20 protein-coding genes are annotated in these 18,442 nt (G+C 72.5%); 7 read left to right on the top strand and 13 right to left on the bottom strand.

What is annotated here, in order from left to right; translation table 11 throughout:
* The first annotated feature begins 7 nt into the window (after positions 1–7).
* Both XF36_RS26435 and XF36_RS26430 read left to right on the top strand, forming a co-directional pair.
* On the top strand, positions 8–325 hold the full coding sequence (locus tag XF36_RS26435) for an antibiotic biosynthesis monooxygenase family protein (protein WP_060714995.1): 318 nt from the start codon (positions 8–10) through the stop codon (positions 323–325).
* A 113-nt stretch (positions 326–438) separates the two neighbouring features.
* Positions 439–1,179 carry an SIR2 family NAD-dependent protein deacylase gene (locus XF36_RS26430; RefSeq protein WP_082375667.1) on the top strand — a complete coding sequence of 247 codons (741 nt, stop codon included), beginning with the start codon at positions 439–441 and terminating at the stop codon, positions 1,177–1,179.
* 30 nt (positions 1,180–1,209) lie between these two features.
* On the opposite strand, the gene XF36_RS26425 is transcribed toward XF36_RS26430, so the two are convergent.
* From XF36_RS26425 to XF36_RS26415, 3 genes are all read right to left on the bottom strand, one after another.
* On the bottom strand, positions 1,210–1,794 hold the full coding sequence (locus XF36_RS26425; protein WP_060714053.1) for a cysteine hydrolase family protein: 585 nt from the start codon (positions 1,792–1,794) through the stop codon (positions 1,210–1,212).
* A 61-nt stretch (positions 1,795–1,855) separates the two neighbouring features.
* Positions 1,856–2,257: a DUF779 domain-containing protein gene (locus tag XF36_RS26420; protein WP_060714052.1), complete on the bottom strand. Its 402-nt coding sequence runs from the start codon at positions 2,255–2,257 to the stop codon at positions 1,856–1,858.
* Positions 2,257–3,780 (bottom strand): aldehyde dehydrogenase family protein, encoded by a 1,524-nt coding sequence (locus XF36_RS26415; protein ID WP_060714051.1) that lies wholly within the window; start codon positions 3,778–3,780, stop codon positions 2,257–2,259. The genes XF36_RS26420 and XF36_RS26415 overlap by 1 nt, the downstream gene beginning before the upstream one ends.
* Before the next feature lie 191 nt (positions 3,781–3,971).
* Here XF36_RS26415 and XF36_RS26410 point away from each other — a divergent pair, with 191 nt between their 5' ends.
* Positions 3,972–5,447, top strand: a complete 1,476-nt coding sequence (locus XF36_RS26410) for a helix-turn-helix domain-containing protein (protein WP_060714050.1) — start codon at positions 3,972–3,974, stop codon at positions 5,445–5,447.
* A gap of 128 nt (positions 5,448–5,575) precedes the next feature.
* Here the strand turns inward: XF36_RS26410 and XF36_RS26405 are convergent, their stop codons facing one another.
* Together XF36_RS26405 and XF36_RS34630 are read right to left on the bottom strand one after the other, a co-directional pair.
* The gene (locus XF36_RS26405; RefSeq protein WP_060714049.1) at positions 5,576–6,088 is read right to left on the bottom strand and encodes an FKBP-type peptidyl-prolyl cis-trans isomerase; all 513 of its coding nucleotides are present in this window, start codon (positions 6,086–6,088) and stop codon (positions 5,576–5,578) included.
* A 50-nt stretch (positions 6,089–6,138) separates the two neighbouring features.
* Positions 6,139–6,360: an amidohydrolase family protein gene (locus tag XF36_RS34630; RefSeq protein WP_060714048.1), complete on the bottom strand. Its 222-nt coding sequence runs from the start codon at positions 6,358–6,360 to the stop codon at positions 6,139–6,141.
* Between the two features lie 425 nt (positions 6,361–6,785).
* Here XF36_RS34630 and XF36_RS31960 point away from each other — a divergent pair, with 425 nt between their 5' ends.
* The 3 genes from XF36_RS31960 to XF36_RS26385 all read left to right on the top strand — a co-directional run bounded on the left by XF36_RS31960 (position 6,786) and on the right by XF36_RS26385 (position 8,524).
* Positions 6,786–7,013 (top strand): hypothetical protein, encoded by a 228-nt coding sequence (locus XF36_RS31960; protein ID WP_145981519.1) that lies wholly within the window; start codon positions 6,786–6,788, stop codon positions 7,011–7,013.
* Positions 7,003–7,764 (top strand): TetR/AcrR family transcriptional regulator, encoded by a 762-nt coding sequence (locus XF36_RS30955; RefSeq protein WP_082375665.1) that lies wholly within the window; start codon positions 7,003–7,005, stop codon positions 7,762–7,764. The genes XF36_RS31960 and XF36_RS30955 overlap by 11 nt, the downstream gene beginning before the upstream one ends.
* Before the next feature lie 82 nt (positions 7,765–7,846).
* The gene (locus tag XF36_RS26385) at positions 7,847–8,524 is read left to right on the top strand and encodes a nucleoside/nucleotide kinase family protein (protein WP_238589027.1); all 678 of its coding nucleotides are present in this window, start codon (positions 7,847–7,849) and stop codon (positions 8,522–8,524) included.
* Positions 8,525–8,594: 70 nt separating this feature from the next.
* Here XF36_RS26385 and XF36_RS26380 read toward each other — a convergent pair whose 3' ends face one another.
* The 4 genes from XF36_RS26380 to lysS form a co-directional block, all read right to left on the bottom strand.
* The gene (locus XF36_RS26380; RefSeq protein WP_060714044.1) at positions 8,595–11,138 is read right to left on the bottom strand and encodes an ATP-dependent Clp protease ATP-binding subunit; all 2,544 of its coding nucleotides are present in this window, start codon (positions 11,136–11,138) and stop codon (positions 8,595–8,597) included.
* A 232-nt stretch (positions 11,139–11,370) separates the two neighbouring features.
* Positions 11,371–12,198, bottom strand: a complete 828-nt coding sequence (locus XF36_RS26375) for a siderophore-interacting protein (RefSeq protein ID WP_060714043.1) — start codon at positions 12,196–12,198, stop codon at positions 11,371–11,373.
* Between the two features lie 78 nt (positions 12,199–12,276).
* On the bottom strand, positions 12,277–12,624 hold the full coding sequence (locus XF36_RS26370) for a histone-like nucleoid-structuring protein Lsr2 (RefSeq protein ID WP_020622267.1): 348 nt from the start codon (positions 12,622–12,624) through the stop codon (positions 12,277–12,279).
* A 276-nt stretch (positions 12,625–12,900) separates the two neighbouring features.
* Positions 12,901–14,358, bottom strand: a complete 1,458-nt coding sequence (gene lysS / locus XF36_RS26365; RefSeq protein ID WP_060714994.1) for a lysine--tRNA ligase — start codon at positions 14,356–14,358, stop codon at positions 12,901–12,903.
* Between the two features lie 179 nt (positions 14,359–14,537).
* Between lysS and XF36_RS26360 the strand changes: the two genes are divergently transcribed.
* Positions 14,538–15,299, top strand: a complete 762-nt coding sequence (locus XF36_RS26360; RefSeq protein WP_060714042.1) for a class I SAM-dependent methyltransferase — start codon at positions 14,538–14,540, stop codon at positions 15,297–15,299.
* Between the two features lie 17 nt (positions 15,300–15,316).
* On the opposite strand, the gene XF36_RS26355 is transcribed toward XF36_RS26360, so the two are convergent.
* Genes XF36_RS26355 through XF36_RS26340 form a run of 4 tightly spaced genes read right to left on the bottom strand, consistent with a single transcriptional unit; the run spans position 15,317 to position 18,371 of the window.
* Entirely contained in the window at positions 15,317–16,120 is an 804-nt protein-coding gene (locus XF36_RS26355; RefSeq protein WP_060714041.1) for a type III pantothenate kinase, read from the bottom strand.
* Positions 16,121–16,130: 10 nt separating this feature from the next.
* On the bottom strand, positions 16,131–16,541 hold the full coding sequence (gene panD / locus XF36_RS26350; protein ID WP_020622271.1) for an aspartate 1-decarboxylase: 411 nt from the start codon (positions 16,539–16,541) through the stop codon (positions 16,131–16,133).
* Positions 16,542–16,563: 22 nt separating this feature from the next.
* On the bottom strand, positions 16,564–17,451 hold the full coding sequence (gene panC / locus XF36_RS26345) for a pantoate--beta-alanine ligase (protein ID WP_060714040.1): 888 nt from the start codon (positions 17,449–17,451) through the stop codon (positions 16,564–16,566).
* Positions 17,448–18,371 (bottom strand): Rossmann-like and DUF2520 domain-containing protein, encoded by a 924-nt coding sequence (locus tag XF36_RS26340; protein WP_060714039.1) that lies wholly within the window; start codon positions 18,369–18,371, stop codon positions 17,448–17,450. The genes panC and XF36_RS26340 overlap by 4 nt, the downstream gene beginning before the upstream one ends.
* Positions 18,372–18,442: the final 71 nt, after the last annotated feature.

Below are 18,442 nucleotides of genomic sequence, written 5' to 3'. Positions count from 1 at the left end.
GGCGGGCATGGCCATTGTGAAGATCAACGCGATCGAGGTCCCGGAGAACGCGGGCCCCGAGCTGGAGAAGCGGTTCGCGAACCGCCTGCACACCGTCGACGGGCAGCCCGGCTTCCTCGGGTTCGAGCTGCTGCGCCCGGTGTCCGGCGACGACCGGTACTTCGTCGTGACCCGCTGGGAGACCGAGGAGGACTTCCAGGCCTGGCGCGCGGGGCCGGCCGCCGAGGCGCATGCCGGTGAGCGCTCACCGCAGCCGGTCGCCAAGGGCGCGTCACTGCTGGAGTTCGAGGTCGTCGACCTGCAGCAGATCGCGGCGGGGTCCTGATCGACCCTCACCCCGACCCCGGCGAGGTCGCCGCGGCCTTCTCCACCGAGATCGCCGCGGCGGCGCGCCTGGTCCGTGACGCGGACGCCCTGCTGATCACCGCGGGCGCGGGGATGGGCGTGGACTCCGGGCTGCCGGACTTCCGCGGCGACGAGGGCTTCTGGCGGGCCTACCCGCCCTACGCGCGCCTCGGGCTGCGATTCGAGGAGCTGGCCGACCCGGAGCACTTCGCCGACGACCCGGAGCTGGCCTGGGGCTTCTACGGCAACCGCCTGCACCTCTACCGGGACACCGTGCCTCACCCCGGGTTCGCGGTGCTGCGCCGCTGGGCCGACCGGATGCCGTCGAACGTGTTCACCTCGAACGTCGACGGCCAGTTCCAGCGGGCGGGCTTCGCCCCGGAGGACGTCGCCGAGGTCCACGGCTCCATCCACCACCTGCAGTGCCTACGGCTCTGCGGCCACGGCGTGTGGCCGGCCGACGGCGTCGAGGTGCCGGTCGACGAGGCCACCATGCGCACCGTCGGTGGGCTGCCCCGCTGCCCGGGCTGCGGCGGGCTCGCCCGTCCGGCGATCCTGATGTTCGGCGACGGCGGCTGGGACGACTCCCACGCCGCGACGGCGCTGCAGCGTCACGTGGACTGGCTGGCGGCGCACCGGGCCGGGGTGGTCGTCGTCGAGCTGGGGGCGGGCGGGGCCCTGCCCACGGTGCGTCGCCGCTCGGAGCTGGCCTCGGCCGCGACCGGCGCGCTGGTGCGGATCAACGTCCCCGAGCCGCAGGTGCGCCACGGCCGCGGTGTCGGCGTCCCGGCCCCCGCCGCCGCGACCCTCGCCGCGATCGACGCCGCCCTCTGACCGGCCCGCCCGGGCCCGGGCGGGTGCGGCTCAGGAGGGGACGGCCTTCTGGTCCGGGACCACGATCGCGGGCAGGTCGGCGAGGCCGGCCAGCGCCGCGTCGTGGACCTCGGCCGCCGCGACGGTGCCGTGCACGCCGGGCAGGGCCCGGGTGGCCGTGGCCGCCGCGACGACGGTCGGCACGTAGCCGCCCGAGAACGCGCTGCGCGCGGTGGAGTTCACGCACATGTGCGTCATGAACCCGGCGAGCACGAGTTCCTGGTAGCCCTCCAGCAGCTCCGCCAGCCCGGTGTGGACGAACGCGCTGGGGAAGTTCTTGGTCACCACCGCCTCGCCGGCGCGCGGGGCCACCGAGTCGTGGATGGCGCCGATCGGCGCGGTGACGTCGTACGGGCTGCCCGCACCGGCGTCGTGCCGGACGTGGATGATCCGGGACCCGGCGGAGCGGGCGCGGTCGAGCAGCTCGGCCGCCTCCCCGAGGGCCGGCTCGACGTTCTCGAGCCGCATCACGCCCTCGGTGTAGGTGTTCTGCAGGTCGATCATGATGAGTGCGGAGCGGGACAGCGGCGCCGGGTCCGCCGGCAGGCCCATCAGTCCGCGCAGGGTGTGCGTCATCGGTGCTCCTCGCCCCGGGTACGACCACGGCCCGGGGCGGGGTGCCCCGGGCCGTGGTGGGTCAGTCCTGCATCGCCCGCCACTCGTCGTCGGTGAACAGCCGCGAGCGGATCAGGAACCGGACGCCCTCCGGCGCCTCGACCGAGAACCCGCTGCCGCGCCCCTTCACGACGTCGACGGTGAGATGCGTGTGCTTCCAGTACTCGTACTGCGACGCCGACATCCAGAAGCCGATCGGCTTCTCCAGTCCCTCGACCCGCAGGTCGCCCAGGTGGACGTCCGAGTTGCCGGTCTTGAAGTCACCGTCCGGGTAGCACATCGGGGCGCTGCCGTCGCAGCACCCACCGGACTGGTGGAACATCAGCGGACCGTGCAGGTCGGTGAGTCTGACCAGCAGATCGGCGGCCGCCGGAGTCAGCGTCACCCGCTCGGTCGAGGTGACACCGACGTCCGGCTCACCCATCAGAAGAAGCCCAGCGCGTTCGGCGAGTAGCTCTGCAGGATGTTCTTGGTCTGCTGGTAGTGGTCCAGCATCATCTTGTGGTTCTCGCGCCCGATGCCGGACTGCTTGTAGCCGCCGAAGGCCGCGTGCGCCGGGTAGGCGTGGTAGTTGTTCACCCACACCCGGCCGGCCTGGATCTCGCGGCCCGCCCGGTAGGCGGTGTTCGCGTCGCGGCTCCACACGCCGGCGCCGAGGCCGTAGAGCGTGTCGTTGGCGATCTTCATGGCGTCGTCGTAGTCGGTGAAGCGGGCCACCGAGACGACCGGGCCGAAGATCTCCTCCTGGAAGATCCGCATCTGGTTGTTGCCCTCGAACACGGTCGGCTTGATGTAGTAGCCGCCCGCGAGGTCACCGCCCATCTCGGCCTTCTCGCCACCGGCGAGGACCTTGGCGCCCTCCTGCCGGCCGATGTCGATGTAGGACAGGATCTTCTCGAACTGGTCGTTCGAGGCCTGCGCACCGATCATGGTCTCGGTGTCGAGAGGGTTGCCCTGCTTGATCTGCTCGACCCGCTTGACGGCCTGCTGGAGGAACTCGTCGTAGATGCCGCCCTGGATGAGCGCGCGCGACGGGCAGGTGCAGACCTCGCCCTGGTTGAGGGCGAACATCGCGAAGCCCTCGAGCGCCTTGTCGTAGAAGGCGTCCTGCTGCAAGGCGACGTCGTCGAAGAAGATGTTGGGGCTCTTGCCGCCGAGCTCCAGGGTGACCGGGATCAGGTTCTCCGAGGCGTACTGCATGATCAGCCGGCCGGTCGTGGTCTCACCGGTGAAGGCGATCTTGCGGATGCGCTTGTTCGACGCCAGCGGCTTGCCCGCCTCGACGCCGAAGCCGTTGACGACGTTCAGCACACCCGGCGGGAGCAGGTCGGCGACCAGCTCGAGCAGCACGTGGATCGAGACCGGGGTCTGCTCGGCCGGCTTCAGGACGATCGCGTTGCCGGCGGCGAGCGCGGGGGCCAGCTTCCAGATCGCCATCAGGATCGGGAAGTTCCACGGGATGATCTGGCCGACGACGCCCAGCGGCTCGTGGAAGTGGTAGGCGATGGTGTCGGCGTCGATCTCCGACGACGTGCCCTCCTGCGCCCGGATCGCACCGGCGAAGTAGCGCAGGTGGTCGACGGCGAGCGGGATGTCGGCGGCCAGGGTCTCGCGGCAGGCCTTGCCGTTGTCCCAGGACTCGGCGATCGCGATCAGCTCGAGGTTCGCCTCGACCCGGTCGGCGATCTTGTTCAGGATGTTCGCCCGCTCACCGGCGGAGGTCTTCCCCCACGCCGGGGCGGCGCCGTGCGCGGCGTCGAGCGCCTTCTCGATGTCCTCGGCGGTGCCCCGGGCGACCTCGGTGAAGTTCTCACCGGTGATCGGGGTCGGGTTCTCGAAGTACTGGCCCTTCACCGGAGCGACGTACTCGCCGCCGATGAAGTGCTCGTAGCGCGGCTTGAAGGAGACGACGCTGCCCGGCTGACCGGGGTTGGCGTAGACGGCCATGAATGGTCCTTCCCTGAGGTGCTTCGTCGAACCGAGGGCGCGGTGCGGAACGCACGTTGCGCGTGACCGCCGACACTAGGAAGGTGGGGGTTGCACAGAAGTTGCACGCAGATGCGGAACCTCACCCTCCGGTGAGTGCCGATCACGCGGATTCGATTCAGGTAAGGCAAAGCTGATCGTAAGGTGAGGACGTGGCAGCGGAGCACGCGGATCGCCGGGTGTACGAGCGGGCGCGCGACGCCCTGCTCGGCGGTTCCCCCGGCACGCACCCCGCCGGGGTCCGGCCCGAGGTCCGCGCCTCCTGGGTCCGCTCGCTGGCCGCGGCGGTCGACCCGGAACGCGCCCGTCCCCCGCACGACTACGACCGCGCCGAGCTCACCGACCGGCGGGCGGCGCACCCCCTCGCGTCCGTGCTGCCGGTGCTGCGCGACACGCTGACCGACGCCGCCGAACAGGCCCGGCACATGATGGTCGTGACCGACGGGCGCGGGCGGGTCCTGTGGCGCGAGGGCGCCCGCGCGGTACTGACCCGCGCCGAGCGGGTCGACCTGGTGGAGGGCACCCGGTGGAGCGAGGACGCCGTCGGCACCAACGCGATGGGCACCGCGCTGGCCGGCGCCGCCCCGGTCCGCATCCACTCCGCCGAGCACCTGGTCAGCGCCTACCACCCGTGGACCTGCGCGGCCGCGCCGGTGCGGGACCCCGCGACCGGGCAGGTGGTGGGCACCGTCGACGTCACCGGTCCGGAGGAGAGCTTCCACCCGACGACGCTGGCGTTGGTCACCGCGGCCGCGCGGCTGGCCGAACACCGGTTACTGGCCATCGCCGAGGCCCACGACCGGCGGCTGCGCGAGGAGTACTGGCCGCACCTGACCCGGCTCGGGGGCACCCCGGGCGCGCTCCTGTCCGCGCACGGGCGGGTGCTGGCCGCGTCGCCGGGCAGTGAGTTCCCGGAGCGGATCGCTCTGCCCGACGGCGGGGACCGGGTCGTCGTCGACGGCGTCGTGGTCGGCGGGGCGCCGGCGGGCGGCGGGTCCGTCGCGGGGGTGCTGGAGCCGCTGGGCGAGGGCTGGCTGCTGCGGCTGTCCGCGGGGGGGACCGCGCGGACGGCGCTGACCCTGCCGCTGCTCGGGGCGCGGACCCCCGTCGTCGCCCGCCGGGACGGGCGCCCGGTGCGCCTGGGCCTGCGCCACGCCGAGGTCCTCGCGCTGCTGGCGCTGCACCCGGAGGGACTGACCGCCGACCAGCTCGCCGCCGCCCTCTACGGCGACGGCGGCCGCGCCATCACCGTGCGCGCTGAGGTGCACCGGCTGCGGCGCGCCGTCGGCGAGGACACGGTGCGGACCCAGCCCTACCGGCTCGTCGCCGACATCGACGCCGACTTCCTCCGGCTGCGCGCGGCGCTGCGGGAGGGTCGGGTCCGCGACGCCGCGGCCGAGGCCGCCCGTGGGCCGCTGCTGCCGACCTCCGACGCACCGGAGATCCGCCGGGCCCGCGAGCAGCTCGCCGTCGCGGTCCGGTCGGCACTGCTGCGGGCCGACGACCCGGACGCGCTGTGGACCCTGGTCCGGGCCGGTCGGACCGCGGGCACCGACGACGAGGAGCTGCGCCACCGGCTGCGGGGTCTGCTGCCGTCGTCGGACCCGCGGCGCGACGAGCTCGGCTGAGGGCTCATCCCGGATCGGTGTGGTCGGGGATGCCGTCGTCGTCGGTGCCCGGGAGGCGGCGACGCGGGTCGAACCGGAGCAGGGCCGTCACCGCGACGACGAGTGCGGGCGGACCGCCCGGACGGAGCTCAGGACACCTGGACCGCGTCCACGACGAAGACGAGGGTCTCGTTCGGTGCGATGCCACGACCGCCCGCCCCGTACGCCTTGTCCGGCGGGATCACCAGCAGTCGGCGGCCGCCCTCGCGCATGCCGACCACACCCTCGTTCCAGCCGTCGATGACCGGGGCGTCGCCCACCTTCTCCAGCGGGAAGGTCTCGCCGCGGAACCAGGAGGCGTCGAGCTCCCGCTTGTCCGACCAGGTCACGAGGTCGTAGTGGGTCTGCACGGTGGAGCCGAGGACGACCTCGGGGCCGGTGCCGACCACGAGGTCCTTGCTCAGGAGCTGCGCGGGCGGGGTGCAGGTATCCGGCACGGTGATCGTCGGCTTGCTGCCGGGGTCCCCCGACACCCCGATGTCGTCCACCGTGCAGACGGGCGGCGGCGCGGGGGCGGCCGCCGGTGCCGGTGCCGGTTCGGGGGCCGGGGAGGAACAGCCCGCCAGAGCGACGAGCAGGCCGAGGACGGCGAGGGAGCGCATGGAGTCGACCTTAGGACGCCGTCACCCCGCGTCGTGGCGGGGTGACGGCGTCAGGCCGTCGCGAGGAGCGCGCCCACCCGGGCGTCGAGCGCGTCGATCGGGTGCACGTGCCCGGCACGCACCACGGTGGAGACCGTGGCGAGGTTCTCGACCGACTGCAGCGGGTCGGCGGCGAGCAGGAGGAGATCTGCGTCGGCCCCCGGGACGATGCGGCCCATCGTCTCGCCGCGGCCGAGGTACTCGGCCGGCGCCGTGGTGGTGCTGCGGAGCACCTCGAGGGGCTCAGGCCCGCCCGACCGAGCTCCCGGAACTCCTCGTGGATCGAGCGCGCGACACCGCGGCCGCTGGTGTCGGTTCCGCTCATGATCCGCGTGCCTGCCGCGGCGACCCGACCGACCGTCCGCACACAGCGCTCGCAGTACTCGTGCAGCACGTCGCGGTCGGCTTGCGGGGCCGCGCGGAACGCCTCGGCGTCGGCCTGCTGACGTTCGCGCTGATCGGCGGGCGCGCGCTGCAGCCAGGGATCCTCCCGGAACTCCGGGCCATCGGGGCGGTACTTGCCACGCAGGCCGACGAGGGTCGGGCAGTGCCAGACCCCGTTGTCCGCGAAGGAGCGACCCAGCGCGTCGGTGCGCTCCTCGGAGTAGGTCTCGAAGGCCCGTCGGAGCAGGGCGATTGTGCCTCGTCCGTGGTGCTCGTGGCGGGACCGAGGAAGGTCTCCTTCTGGAACGCGTCGATGAACTCGGCCGCGAACTGCAGCCGGGCCACCCAGGCCGGGAACGGCAGGCCGGTCGGCTCCTGGGCCCACGGCGCCTGCGACTCCGACGACAGGGTCAGGAACACGCTCTGGCCCGTCCCGAGGTGCTCGATCGAGTCGAAGCCCGCCGCGGCCGCATCCTCGATGTGGACCGCCGGTGGCAGGTGACCCGCGATCCGCAGCCCGCGCCGGTGCGCCTCGTCCACCGCGGCGAAGAAGACCGCCGGTTACTGATGACACCATCGGCTTTGGCGTCGGTGCTACGTTCCGGGGCATACCGGACACCCCGGAGGAGCCGCGCGGCGGCCGTCGGGAGCGCCGCAAGGAACGCACTCGCACGGCGCTCGTCGGGGCTGCTCGACGACTCCTCCTCGAGCGGGACGGCAGGCAGGCGAGCATCCAGACCATCACCGAGCTCGCGGACGTGGGGTTCGGCTCGTTCTACAACCACTTCGCTTCGAAGGAAGACCTCTTCGAGGCGGCGAGGGACGAGACCGTCGCGGACTACTTCGCCTGGCTGGACGCACATCTCGAGCCCGACGCCGACCCGGTGCGGCGGCTCACCGAGAGCATCCGGCTCACCGGCAGGCCCATCGTCGAACGGCCCGAACTGGCGCAGGCCCTGAGCCGCGCAGACCGGCCCGCGGGCACGGACGCCCTGTCGCGACGGATGGAGGCGGACGTGCGCGCCGCCCTGGCCGCGGCCGACGTCGTCGTGGGTGCGGCCGAGTTCGAGACGCTCCTGGTGGCGACGCCGGGGGCCATCCGCGCCGTCGTCGAGCGCGCGACCGACTGGACGCCGACGGAGACCGCCGCGAACGCCGAGGTCCTCGCCCCCGCCGTCACCCGGCTGTTGGGCCTGCCCGAGAACGCCGGTCGGCCCGGATCCCGTGCGGGGCCCGGGCCGTCGTCTGGATGAGCGGTCAGCCGGTCAGACGTATTCCTCGGAGGAGGTCCTGCCACGGGCGGGACCCGGCCGCAGGGGGGCGAGAATGACGGCCGTGGACACCCCGGCACGGATCGACCGCTTCGACGAGCTGGTGGAGCGCGCGCGGGCGCTCACCGCCGGACGACGACGGGCGCTGCTGGGCATCGCGGGCCCGCCCGGGGCCGGGAAGACGACCGTCGCGCTGGCCCTGGTCCGCGCGCTCGCCGCCGCGCCCCCGGCCGGGCTCGGCCCGGACCGGGTCGCCCACGTCCCGATGGACGGCTACCACCTCGCCGACGTCGAGCTGGACCGGCTGGGCCGCCGTCACTGCAAGGGCGCCCCGGACACCTTCGACGCCGACGGCTACGCCGCACTGATCGCCCGCCTGCGGGCCACCCCCACCGACGACGCGGGCCCCGTGTACGCCCCGGCGTTCGACCGGGAGATCGAGCAGCCCGTGGCCGGGTCGATCCCGGTGCACCCGGAGTGCCGCCTCGTTGTCAGCGAGGGCAACTACCTGCTCCTCGACACCCCCACCTGGCGGGCGGTGCGAGCCGGGTTCGAGGCGGTGTGGTTCCACGAGACCGACGAGGCGCTCCGGTTGGAACGCCTGGTCGCCCGGCACGTGCACTTCGGCAAGACCCCGGAGGCGGCGCGGGCATGGGTGGAACGGACCGACGAGCCGAACGCCCGCCTGGTCGAGGCCTCCCGGGGCCGGGCCGACCTGGTCGTCGCGCTGCGCTCGGCGTAGACCCCGCACACGACGGCGGGCCGCCCCGGGAACTCCCGAGACGGCCCGCCGTCGTCGTGCGTGGGTCCTGCTACTCCTCGCCGGCCAGCGCGGTCGGCGGGGAGTCCGGCACCGGCTCGGACGGCTTGCGCTCACCACGGAAGGTGAACTTGGCCTTGTCCGACCAGGCGTTGGAGCCCTCCTCCGCGGAGGTGTCGAGGCCCTCGACGTCGACGATGACGATCTGTCCGGCCTCGATCTCGCCGAACAGGATCTTCTCCGACAGCTGGTCCTCGATCTCCCGCTGGATCGTCCGGCGCAGCGGCCGGGCGCCCAGGACGGGGTCGAACCCGCGGTGGGCCAGCAGCTTCTTGGCGTTGTCGGTGAGCTCGATGCCCATGTCCTTGTTCGCCAGCTGCTTCTCCACCCGCCCGATCATCAGGTCGACCATCTGGATGATCTGTTCCTGGTTGAGCTGGTGGAAGACGATGATGTCGTCGATGCGGTTGAGGAACTCCGGCCTGAAGTGCTTCTTCAGCTCGTCGTTGACCTTCGTCTTCATCCGCTCGTAGTTCGACTTCTCGTCGCCGCCGGAGGAGAAGCCCAGCCCCACGGCCTTCGAGATGTCCTGGGTGCCCAGGTTCGAGGTGAAGATCAGCACGGTGTTCTTGAAGTCGACCGTGCGACCCTGGCCGTCGGTGAGACGGCCGTCCTCGAGCACCTGCAGGAGCGTGTTGTAGATCTCCTGGTGCGCCTTCTCGATCTCGTCGAACAGCACCACCGAGAACGGCTTGCGCCGCACCTTCTCGGTGAGCTGGCCGCCCTCCTCGTAGCCGACGTACCCGGGAGGGGCACCGAACAGCCGCGAGGCGGTGTAGCGGTCGTGGAACTCACCCATGTCGATCTGGATGAGGGCGTCGTCCTCGCCGAACAGGAAGTTCGCGAGCGCCTTGGACAGCTCGGTCTTACCGACACCGGACGGGCCTGCGAAGATGAACGAGCCGGACGGGCGCTTCGGGTCCTTCAGACCGGCGCGGGTACGACGGATCGCCTGCGAGACGGAGCGGACCGCGTCCTCCTGGCCGATGATCCGCTTGTGGACCTCGTCCTCCATCTTGAGCAGACGGGTCGTCTCCTCCTCGGTCAGCTTGAACACCGGGATGCCGGTCCAGTTCCCCAGCACCTCGGCGATCTGCTCGCCGTCGACCTCCGCGACGACGTCGAGGTCACCCGACTTCCACTGCTTCTCGCGCTCGGCCTTCTCGCCGAGCAGGGTCTTCTCCTGGTCGCGCAGGTGCGCGGCCCGCTCGAAGTCCTGCGCGTCGATCGCCGACTCCTTGTCCCGGCGGACGTTCGCGATCTTCTCGTCGAACTCCCGCAGGTCCGGCGGAGCGGTCATCCGGCGGATGCGCATCCGGGCGCCGGCCTCGTCGATCAGGTCGATCGCCTTGTCCGGCAGGAAGCGGTCGTTGATGTAGCGGTCGGCCAGCGTCGCCGCCGAGGTCAGCGCGTCGTCGGTGATCGTGACGCGGTGGTGCGCCTCGTACCGGTCACGCAGCCCGCGCAGGATCTCGATCGTGTGCTCGACCGACGGCTCGGACACCTGGATCGGCTGGAAGCGGCGCTCCAGCGCGGGGTCCTTCTCGACGTACTTGCGGTACTCGTCGAGCGTCGTCGCACCGATGGTCTGCAGCTCGCCGCGGGCCAGCATCGGCTTGAGGATCGAGGCGGCGTCGATCGCGCCCTCGGCGGCACCCGCACCCACCAGGGTGTGGATCTCGTCGATGAACAGGATGATGTCGCCGCGGGTGCGGATCTCCTTGAGCACCTTCTTGAGGCGCTCCTCGAAGTCACCGCGGTAGCGGGAACCGGCGACCAGCGAGCCCAGGTCGAGGGTGTAGAGCTGCTTGTCCTTCAGCGTCTCCGGGACCTCGCCCTTGACGATCGCCTGGCCGAGGCCCTCGACGGCGGCGGTCTTGCCGACGCCGGCCTCACCGATCAGCACCGGGTTGTTCTTGGTCCTCCGCGAGAGGACCTGCATGATCCGCTCGATCTCCTTCTCCCGGCCGATGACCGGGTCCAGCTTGCCCTCGCGGGCCTGCTGGGTGAGGTTGCGACCGAACTGGTCCAGCACCAGCGACGAGGACGGCGTGCCCTCGCCACGGCCACCGGTGCCGCTCTCCTGCGGCTCCTTGCCCTGGTAGCCGGACAGCAGCTGGAGCACCTGCTGACGGACACGGTTGAGGTCGGCGCCCAGCTTGACCAGCACCTGGGCCGCGACGCCCTCGCCCTCACGGATGAGCCCGAGCAGGATGTGCTCGGTCCCGATGTAGTTGTGGCCGAGCTGCAGCGCCTCGCGCAGCGACAGCTCCAGCACCTTCTTCGCCCGGGGGGTGAAGGGGATGTGGCCGGACGGGGCCTGCTGCCCCTGGCCGATGATCTCCTCGACCTGCTGTCGCACGCCCTCCAGAGCGATACCAAGGGACTCGAGCGCCTTCGCGGCGACGCCCTCTCCCTCGTGGATCAGGCCAAGGAGGATGTGCTCGGTCCCGATGTAGTTGTGGTTGAGCATCCGGGCCTCTTCCTGGGCCAGGACGACAACACGTCGCGCTCGGTCGGTGAACCTCTCGAACAATTCGCACTCCTTGCCTGCTGCGCCTCACTGACGGCGCGACCAGCATCTGTCGTACGGTCCGGGGCTCGCCCGAACCGACACTGCGCCCTCGCGTGACACCGCGCCAGGCCACCCTCACGGGAGACCTCATACCACTGTATCGGTCGAAGGGGCCCCGGCGCCTCCACCTGACGTGCACCGGGATAGGTGCCGGCGGTAACACGGGGGACACCTGCCGTGTTCCCGGCGGCGGTCAGCCGGTCGTGGCGGCGGCTTCCTCGCGTTCCCGCTCGGCCGCCTTGAACTGCCGGAACCCCTCCTCGTCGCGCCCGCGACGCCAGTAGCCGGAGATCGACAGGTCGTCCTTGGCGACGCCGCGCTCGCGGGTGAGGTGCCTGCGGAGTTCGCGCACGGCGATCGCCTCGCCGTGCACGAAGGCGTGGACACGGCCGGGGAGGAACTCCAGATCCGCGACGACGGCGGGCAGCTGCTCCGAGTCCGGGTCGCCCCCGGCGTCGCTGCGGTACAGCCACTGCACGTACACGTCGGGGCCGGTCGGCACGGCGATCTCGTCGCCGGGGGCCTCCACCTGCAGGACGGCGACGACCGACCGGCCGGCCGGGATCCGCTCGAGCGCGGCGCAGATCGCGGGCAGCGCGGCCTCGTCACCCACGAGCAGGTGCCAGTCGGCGTCCGGGTCCGGGGCGTAGGCACCGCCCGGGCCGACCATCCGCAGCCGGTCGCCCGGGCGGGCGGCGGCCGCCCACGGGCCGGCGAGACCGGTGTCGCCGTGGTGGACGAAGTCGATGACGAGCTCGCCGGCGGCGTGGTCGAGCGAGCGGACGGTGTAGGTCCGCTGCGCGGGCCACTGGTCACGCGGCAGCTCGGCGTGCACCCGGTCCATGTCCAGCGGCTCGGGGTACTCGACGCCGGGGAGCGGGAAGAGGATCTTGACGTAGCGGTCGGTGTACTCCGTGTCGGGGAACGCCGCCAGGCCGTCGCCACCGGCGACGACGCGCACCATGTGCGGGCTCAGGCGTTCGGTGCGGAGCACCCGGAGATCGGTGACGGGGCGGGCCATCGGGCTGCCTCCCAACGACGAAGGGGAAGGGGCCGTCGCGACGGTACCCCTCCCCCGACCCGTTCGGTGAGGTAGACCTTAGTTCTCCTGGTGGTAGGCCTCGAGGACCTCGGCCGGGATACGGCCGCGGTCGGAGACCTTCATCCCGCGGTTGCGGGCCCACTCGCGGATCGCCTGGTTCTGCTCGCGGTCGACCGACGGACGGCGGGCCGCCGTGCTCGCCGAGCCGCTGCCGCGACGCCGGGTCGCACCCCCGGCCCGGCGGGCCGCGGCGACGTAGTCGGCGAGCACGTCGCGCAGCTTCTTCGCGTTCCCGTCCGACAGGTCGATCTCGTAGTTGCGCCCGTCGATACCGAACTCGATCGTCTCGTCCGCCGCGTCACCGGTCAGATCGTCGACGAGCCGGACTTCCTTGATCTGCGCCATCTCCGCAGCCTCCTTGAATGGCCGAACACGTTCATGATGAGGGACCGGGGCCGACATCGGCGACTGCGCGACGCAATAGCAGGACGCAATACGACACCACCGGGTACCGGTTCCGACTCGAATCAGAGAGTATCCGAGAAATGATCGTGGCGTCGACCCGGGTCGGGAGAATGCGGTGAAACGAGCCCCACACCACTCGTACGGGTCCGACAAACACGACGTCCCCGGTCGCCGTTCGCGGCCGGGGACGTCGTCGGATGTGCGTTCGGAACCGGTTCAGGACTCCCCGCGGACCAGCGGGAACAGGATCGTCTCGCGGATTCCGAGGCCGGTCAGCGTCATCAGCAGACGGTCGATACCCATTCCCATGCCGCCGGTGGGCGGCATGCCGTACTCCATGGCACGCAGGAAGTCCTCGTCGAGCTGCATGGCCTCCGGGTCGCCCGCCGCGGCCTTGAGCGACTGGGCGTACAGGCGTTCCCGCTGCTCGACGGGGTCCACCAGCTCGGAGTAGGCCGTGGCGAGCTCGACCCCGAAGACGATGAGGTCCCAGGACTCCGACAGCCGGGGGTCGTCGCGGTGCGCACGGGTCAGCGGCCGCACCTCGACCGGGAAGTCCCGCACGAAGGTCGGCTCGAGCAGGGTGTGCTCGACCAGCTTCTCGAACAACTCGAGCACGATCTGGGCGGCCGTCGGATAATCGGTGATGTCGACGTCGTGCTCGTCCGCGATCCGTTGCAGTTCAGTCAGTTCGGTGTCCGGCGTCACATCCTGGCCGACGGCCTCGGACACCGATCCGTAGATGGTCACCGAACGCCACTCGCCACCGAGATCGTGCTCCGTGCCGTCGTGGTGGCGCACCGTGGTGGAGCCGAACAGCGCCCGTGCCGAGGCCTGGATCAGCTCACGGGTCAGGACCGCCATGTCGTCGTAGGTCGCGTAGGCCTGGTAGGCCTCCAGCATCGCGAACTCCGGGGAATGCGTGGAGTCGATGCCCTCGTTCCGGAACACCCGGTTCAGCTCGAAGACGCGCTCGATACCGCCGACCACGCAACGCTTCAGGAACAGCTCCGGGGCGATCCGCAGATACAGATCGGAGTCGAGTGCGTTGGCGTGCGTGACGAACGGGCGCGCGGTGGCGCCGCCGTGCAGGTTCTGCAGCATCGGCGTCTCGACCTCGATGAAGTCGCGGCCGGTGAGCGACTCGCGGACGGTCCGCAGCACGGTGGACCGCGCGCGCACGGTCTCGCGGGCCTGCGGACGCAGGATGAGGTCGACGTAGCGCTGCCGGACCCGGTTCTCCTCGGAGAGCTCCTTGTGCGCGGTCGGCAGCGGCCGGACCGACTTCGCGGCGACCGACCACTCGTCGACCATCACCGAGAGCTCGCCCCGCCGCGAGGTGATGACCTCGCCGCGCACCGCGACGAAGTCACCCATGTCCACGACGGCCTTCCAGCCGGCCAGCGCGTCGGCGCCGACCCGGTCGAGCGACAGCATGGCCTGCAGCTCGGTGCCGTCGCCCTCGCGCAGCGTCGCGAAGCAGAGCTTGCCGGTGTTCCGCACGAAGATCACCCGGCCGGCGACGGCCACGGTCTCGCCCGTCGCGGTGTCCGCGGGCAGGTCCGGGTGGGCCTCGCGGACCTGGCGCAGCGAGTGCGTGCGGGGGACCTCGACGGGGTACGGGTCGGTGCCCGCGGCGATCAGCTCCGCGCGCTTGGCCCGGCGCACCCGCATCTGCTCGGGGAGGTCGGCCTCGGTCGCCGGGTCGGTCGGGGTGCCGGGAGTGTTCACGGCAGGTCAGGCTATCGGCGGTACCCGGGAGCGCCCGTCGTCACCCCCCTGACCGGCGACCGGCGCACGCGGCGGGCGTCGGGACCTCGCGCGGCGGCCGATCACCGGCCTACCGTGGGACGGTGCCCGACGACGAGGTGGACCACGGCCGCACGTTCGGCGCCGTCGCCCCTGCCTACGACGACCACCGGCCCTCCTACCCCGACGCGGGCGTCGACCTGGCGCTGGCCGGGACCGGCCCGGGGCGGGTGCGGGTCCTCGACCTGGGCGCGGGGACCGGCAAGCCGACCCGGTCGCTGGTGGCGCGCGGGCTCGACGTCGTGGCGGTGGAACCGGACCCGGAGATGCTCGCGGTGCTGCGGGCGCGCACCTCCGGCGCCGACGCCAGGGCCGGGTCCGCGGAGACGATCCCGCTGCCCGACGGCGACGTCGACGCCGTGGTGGTCGGGCAGGCCCTGCACTGGTTCGACCTGGACCGGGCCGTACCGGAGATCGCCAGGGTGCTGCGCCCCGGCGGGGTGCTGGCCGGGCTGTGGAACAGCGGCGACCCCGACGTCGGCTGGGTCCGCGAGCTGGGTGAGATGGGTGAGCGTGGACGGCGGGTCCCCGGGAACGCGGCCGGGGGCGGCACCCCGCCCCGGATGCCCGGCGAGCCCTGGTTCACCGACGCCCACCAGGAGCAGGTCACCTGGCCGCGGGCGACCGGCGTCGAGGAGCACGTCGCCGACATCGCCACCCGCTCCTGGGCACTCCTGAGCACCCCCGACGAGCGCGACTCGGTGTTCGCCGCCGTGCGCGGCTTCCTGCGCGAGCGGGTCGCCGACGCCGACGGCCGGTTCACGATGCCGATGCGCACCATCGTCTGGCGGGCCCGGCGCGCCTGAGCCTCGTCGGCAGCCCGTCAGCGGGCCCGGTGGTGACGCAGGTGGGTCAGCCGCAGCCCGTGCAGGGTCAGGTCCGGGACATGGTGGGTGACGGTGTCGGCGCGCCCGTGGACGAGTTCCGCTAGCCCGCCGGTGACGATCACGCTGACCGGTAGCGCGTCCGGCCCCAGCTCGGCCAGGATCCGGCGGACCAGCCCGTCGACCTGTCCCGCCGCCCCGTAGAGCACCCCGGCCTGGACCGCCTCGACCGTCGTGCGGCCGATCACCGAGCGCGGCTCGACCAGGTCCACCGGCCGCAGCGACGACGCCCGCTCGGCCAGCGCCTGCATCGCGATGTCGACGCCCGGGGCCAGCGCGCCGCCGAGGAACTCGCCCTTCGCGGTGACCACGTCGATGTTCGTGCAGGTCCCGAGGTCGACGCAGATGCAGGTGGTGCCGAACAGGTGGTGCGCGGCGAGCGAGTTCACCACCCGGTCCGCGCCCACCTCGCGCGGGTGGTCCACCAGCAGCGGCACGCCGGTCCGCACCCCCGGCCCGACGACGAGCGTCCGCATCCGGTCCGACCAGCGCGCGAGCAGGGTGCGCAGCTCCCGCGACGGCCCGGGCACCGTGGACAGCGCGGCGACCGCGGTGACCTCGGGGAAGCGCGCGCCGATCATCCCGGAGACGGTGAGGTCCAGCTCGTCGGCGGTGGCGGAGGTGTCGGTGCGCAGCCGCCAGCGCCGCTCCGGCACCGGGTCGAGCCCTTCCGCATCGGTCCCGGTGTCGGGGTAGAGCCCCAGCGAGACGTGGGTGTTCCCGACGTCGATGCAGAGCAGCACCGCGTCGTCCCTACCGGGCCGCGCTGGTCAGCAGACCCGAGCCCGCCGGGGCGTGCCCCGGGTCGGCGCCCAGGTCCGCGATCCGGTTGTCGGCGTCGACGAAGACGACGCGCGGGCTGTAGTCGCGCAGCTCGGCCTCGTCGTAGGAGCCGTAGGAGATCAGGATGACCAGGTCACCGGGGTGCACCAGGTGCGCGGCGGCACCGTTGATGCCGATCACACCGGAGCCGGGCTCACCGGTGATCACGTAGGTCTCCAGGCGGGCGCCGTTGGTGATGTCGACGATGCTGACCTGCTCGCCCTCGAGGAGGTCGGCGGCCGCCATCAGGTCGGCGTCGACGGTGACCGAGCCGACGTAGTGCAGGTCGGCCTGCGTCACGGTGGCGCGGTGGATCTTGGACTTCATCATCGTGCGGTTCACGGCGGTCCTCCTCGGGAGGCGGTCAGAACGCGATGGGGGCGTTGTCGATGAGCCGGGTGGTGCCGACCCGGGCGGCGACGAGCAGGCGGCCGTCCCCGCCGCCCGGAGCGGGGGCGGGGCCGAGGTCGGCGTCGCGCAGCTCCAGGTAGTCGACGTCGACCTCCGGCTCGGTCGTCAGCTCGGCGCGGGCGGCCTCCAGCACCGCGTCGTGCCCGCGGACCGACACCGCCGCACCGGCGGCCAGCGCGCGCGACAGCACGGCGGCGGCGCGGCGCTGACCGGGGTCGAGGTAGACGTTGCGCGAGGACAGGGCCAGTCCGTCGTCCTCACGGACGGTCGGGACGCCGACGACCCGGGTCGGGAAGTCCAGGTCGCGCACCATCCGCCGGATCAGCGTGAGCTGCTGGTAGTCCTTCTCGCCGAACAGCGCGACGTCCGGGCCGACGATGTGGAACAGCTTCGACACGACGGTGAGGACGCCGTCGAAGTGGCCCGTGCGGGAGGCGCCCTCCAGCTCGTCGCCGAGCGGTCCTGCGGTGACCCGGGTCCGCGAGCCCGGCGGGTACATGTGCTCGACCTGCGGGGTGAACACCAGCTCGACGCCCTCGTCGCGGCAGGCGTCGAGGTCGGCCTCGATCGGGCGCGGGTAGCGGTCGAGGTCCTCGTCCGCACCGAACTGCAGCGGGTTCACGAAGATCGACACGACCGGGACGACGGCGCCGGGGATCCGCTTCGCGTGCCGGATCAGCTCGCGGTGGCCCTCGTGCAGCGCGCCCATGGTGGGGACGAGGACGACCTTGCGGCCGGCGCCGCGCAGCGCACGGGTGACCGCGGCGAGCTTCGCCGGGTCGCTGTGCACGGTCAGCCGGCCGGTGCCGTACCCGTTCCGGGTGGAGCCGGGGGTGCTCACTTCTCCTCCAGTACGGTCTCGATGTCGCGGACGCCGTCGGGGCCGAGGAGCCCGGCGGCGGCGGCGCGGTGGGCGGTCCGCCCGGCCAGCGCGCGGTAGACGGCGGCCAGGTCGGGGTCGGCGTCGCCGATGCGGGCCAGATGGGTCCGGACGGTGCCGGCGTCGCCGCGGGCGACCGGTCCGGTCAGTGCGCGGTCGCCGTGGCGCAGCGCGTTGTCCAGCGCGGCCGACAGCAGCGGCGCGACCAGACGCTCCGCGGGCGCGATGCCCGCGGTCTCCAGCAGCTGCACGCAGTCCCCGACCAGTGTGGTCAGGTGGTTGGCGCCGTGCGCGAGTGCGGCGTGGTACAGCGGACGCATCGCCTCCGGGATGCGGACGGGCTCGGCCGACATCTCCAGCACGAGCGCCTCGGCGACGCTCCAGCCGGCGGCGTCGCGCGGGTCGCCGTGCTCCGGGTCTCCGGGTGCGGTGACGCCGATGCAGCAGGCGGCGAGCCGTTCGACGTCCTCGGGGCGGCCGGTCACGGTCATCGCCGGGTGCAGCGCCAGCGGCAGTACGCCCTGCTCCGTCGCCGGGTCCAGCACCGCTACGCCGCGCGACCCCGCCGTGTGGACGGCGATCTGGCCCGGGCGGAAGCAGCCGGCAGCGGCGAGGCCGCGGACCAGGCCGGGCAGGACGTCGTCGGGGACGGCGAGCAGCACCAGGTCGGCACGGGAGCAGACCTCGTCGGGCGGGAGCAGGGGGACATCGGGGAGCAGGGTCTCCGCCCGGCGCACCGAGGCCTGGGAGACCCCCGAGGCCGCGACGACGACGTGGCCCGCGCGGGCGAGCGCCGCACCGAGCACCGCACCGACCCGACCGGCCGAGACCACCCCGACCGCGAGCCGCGCGGGGCGACCGCCATCGATCGCAGAGTCCATCACGAGAATCCGTTTCCTCCCGTTCCGGTCCTGGTGGGGTACCGGTCGGGCAATCCGCGGTCGGCGCGACC

This window comes from Pseudonocardia sp. HH130629-09 (assembly GCF_001294645.1).
Taxonomy (GTDB): Bacteria; Actinomycetota; Actinomycetes; order Mycobacteriales; family Pseudonocardiaceae; genus Pseudonocardia.
Note: the sequence above shows the minus strand (reverse complement) of the source record. Positions and strands in the feature narration are given on the sequence as shown.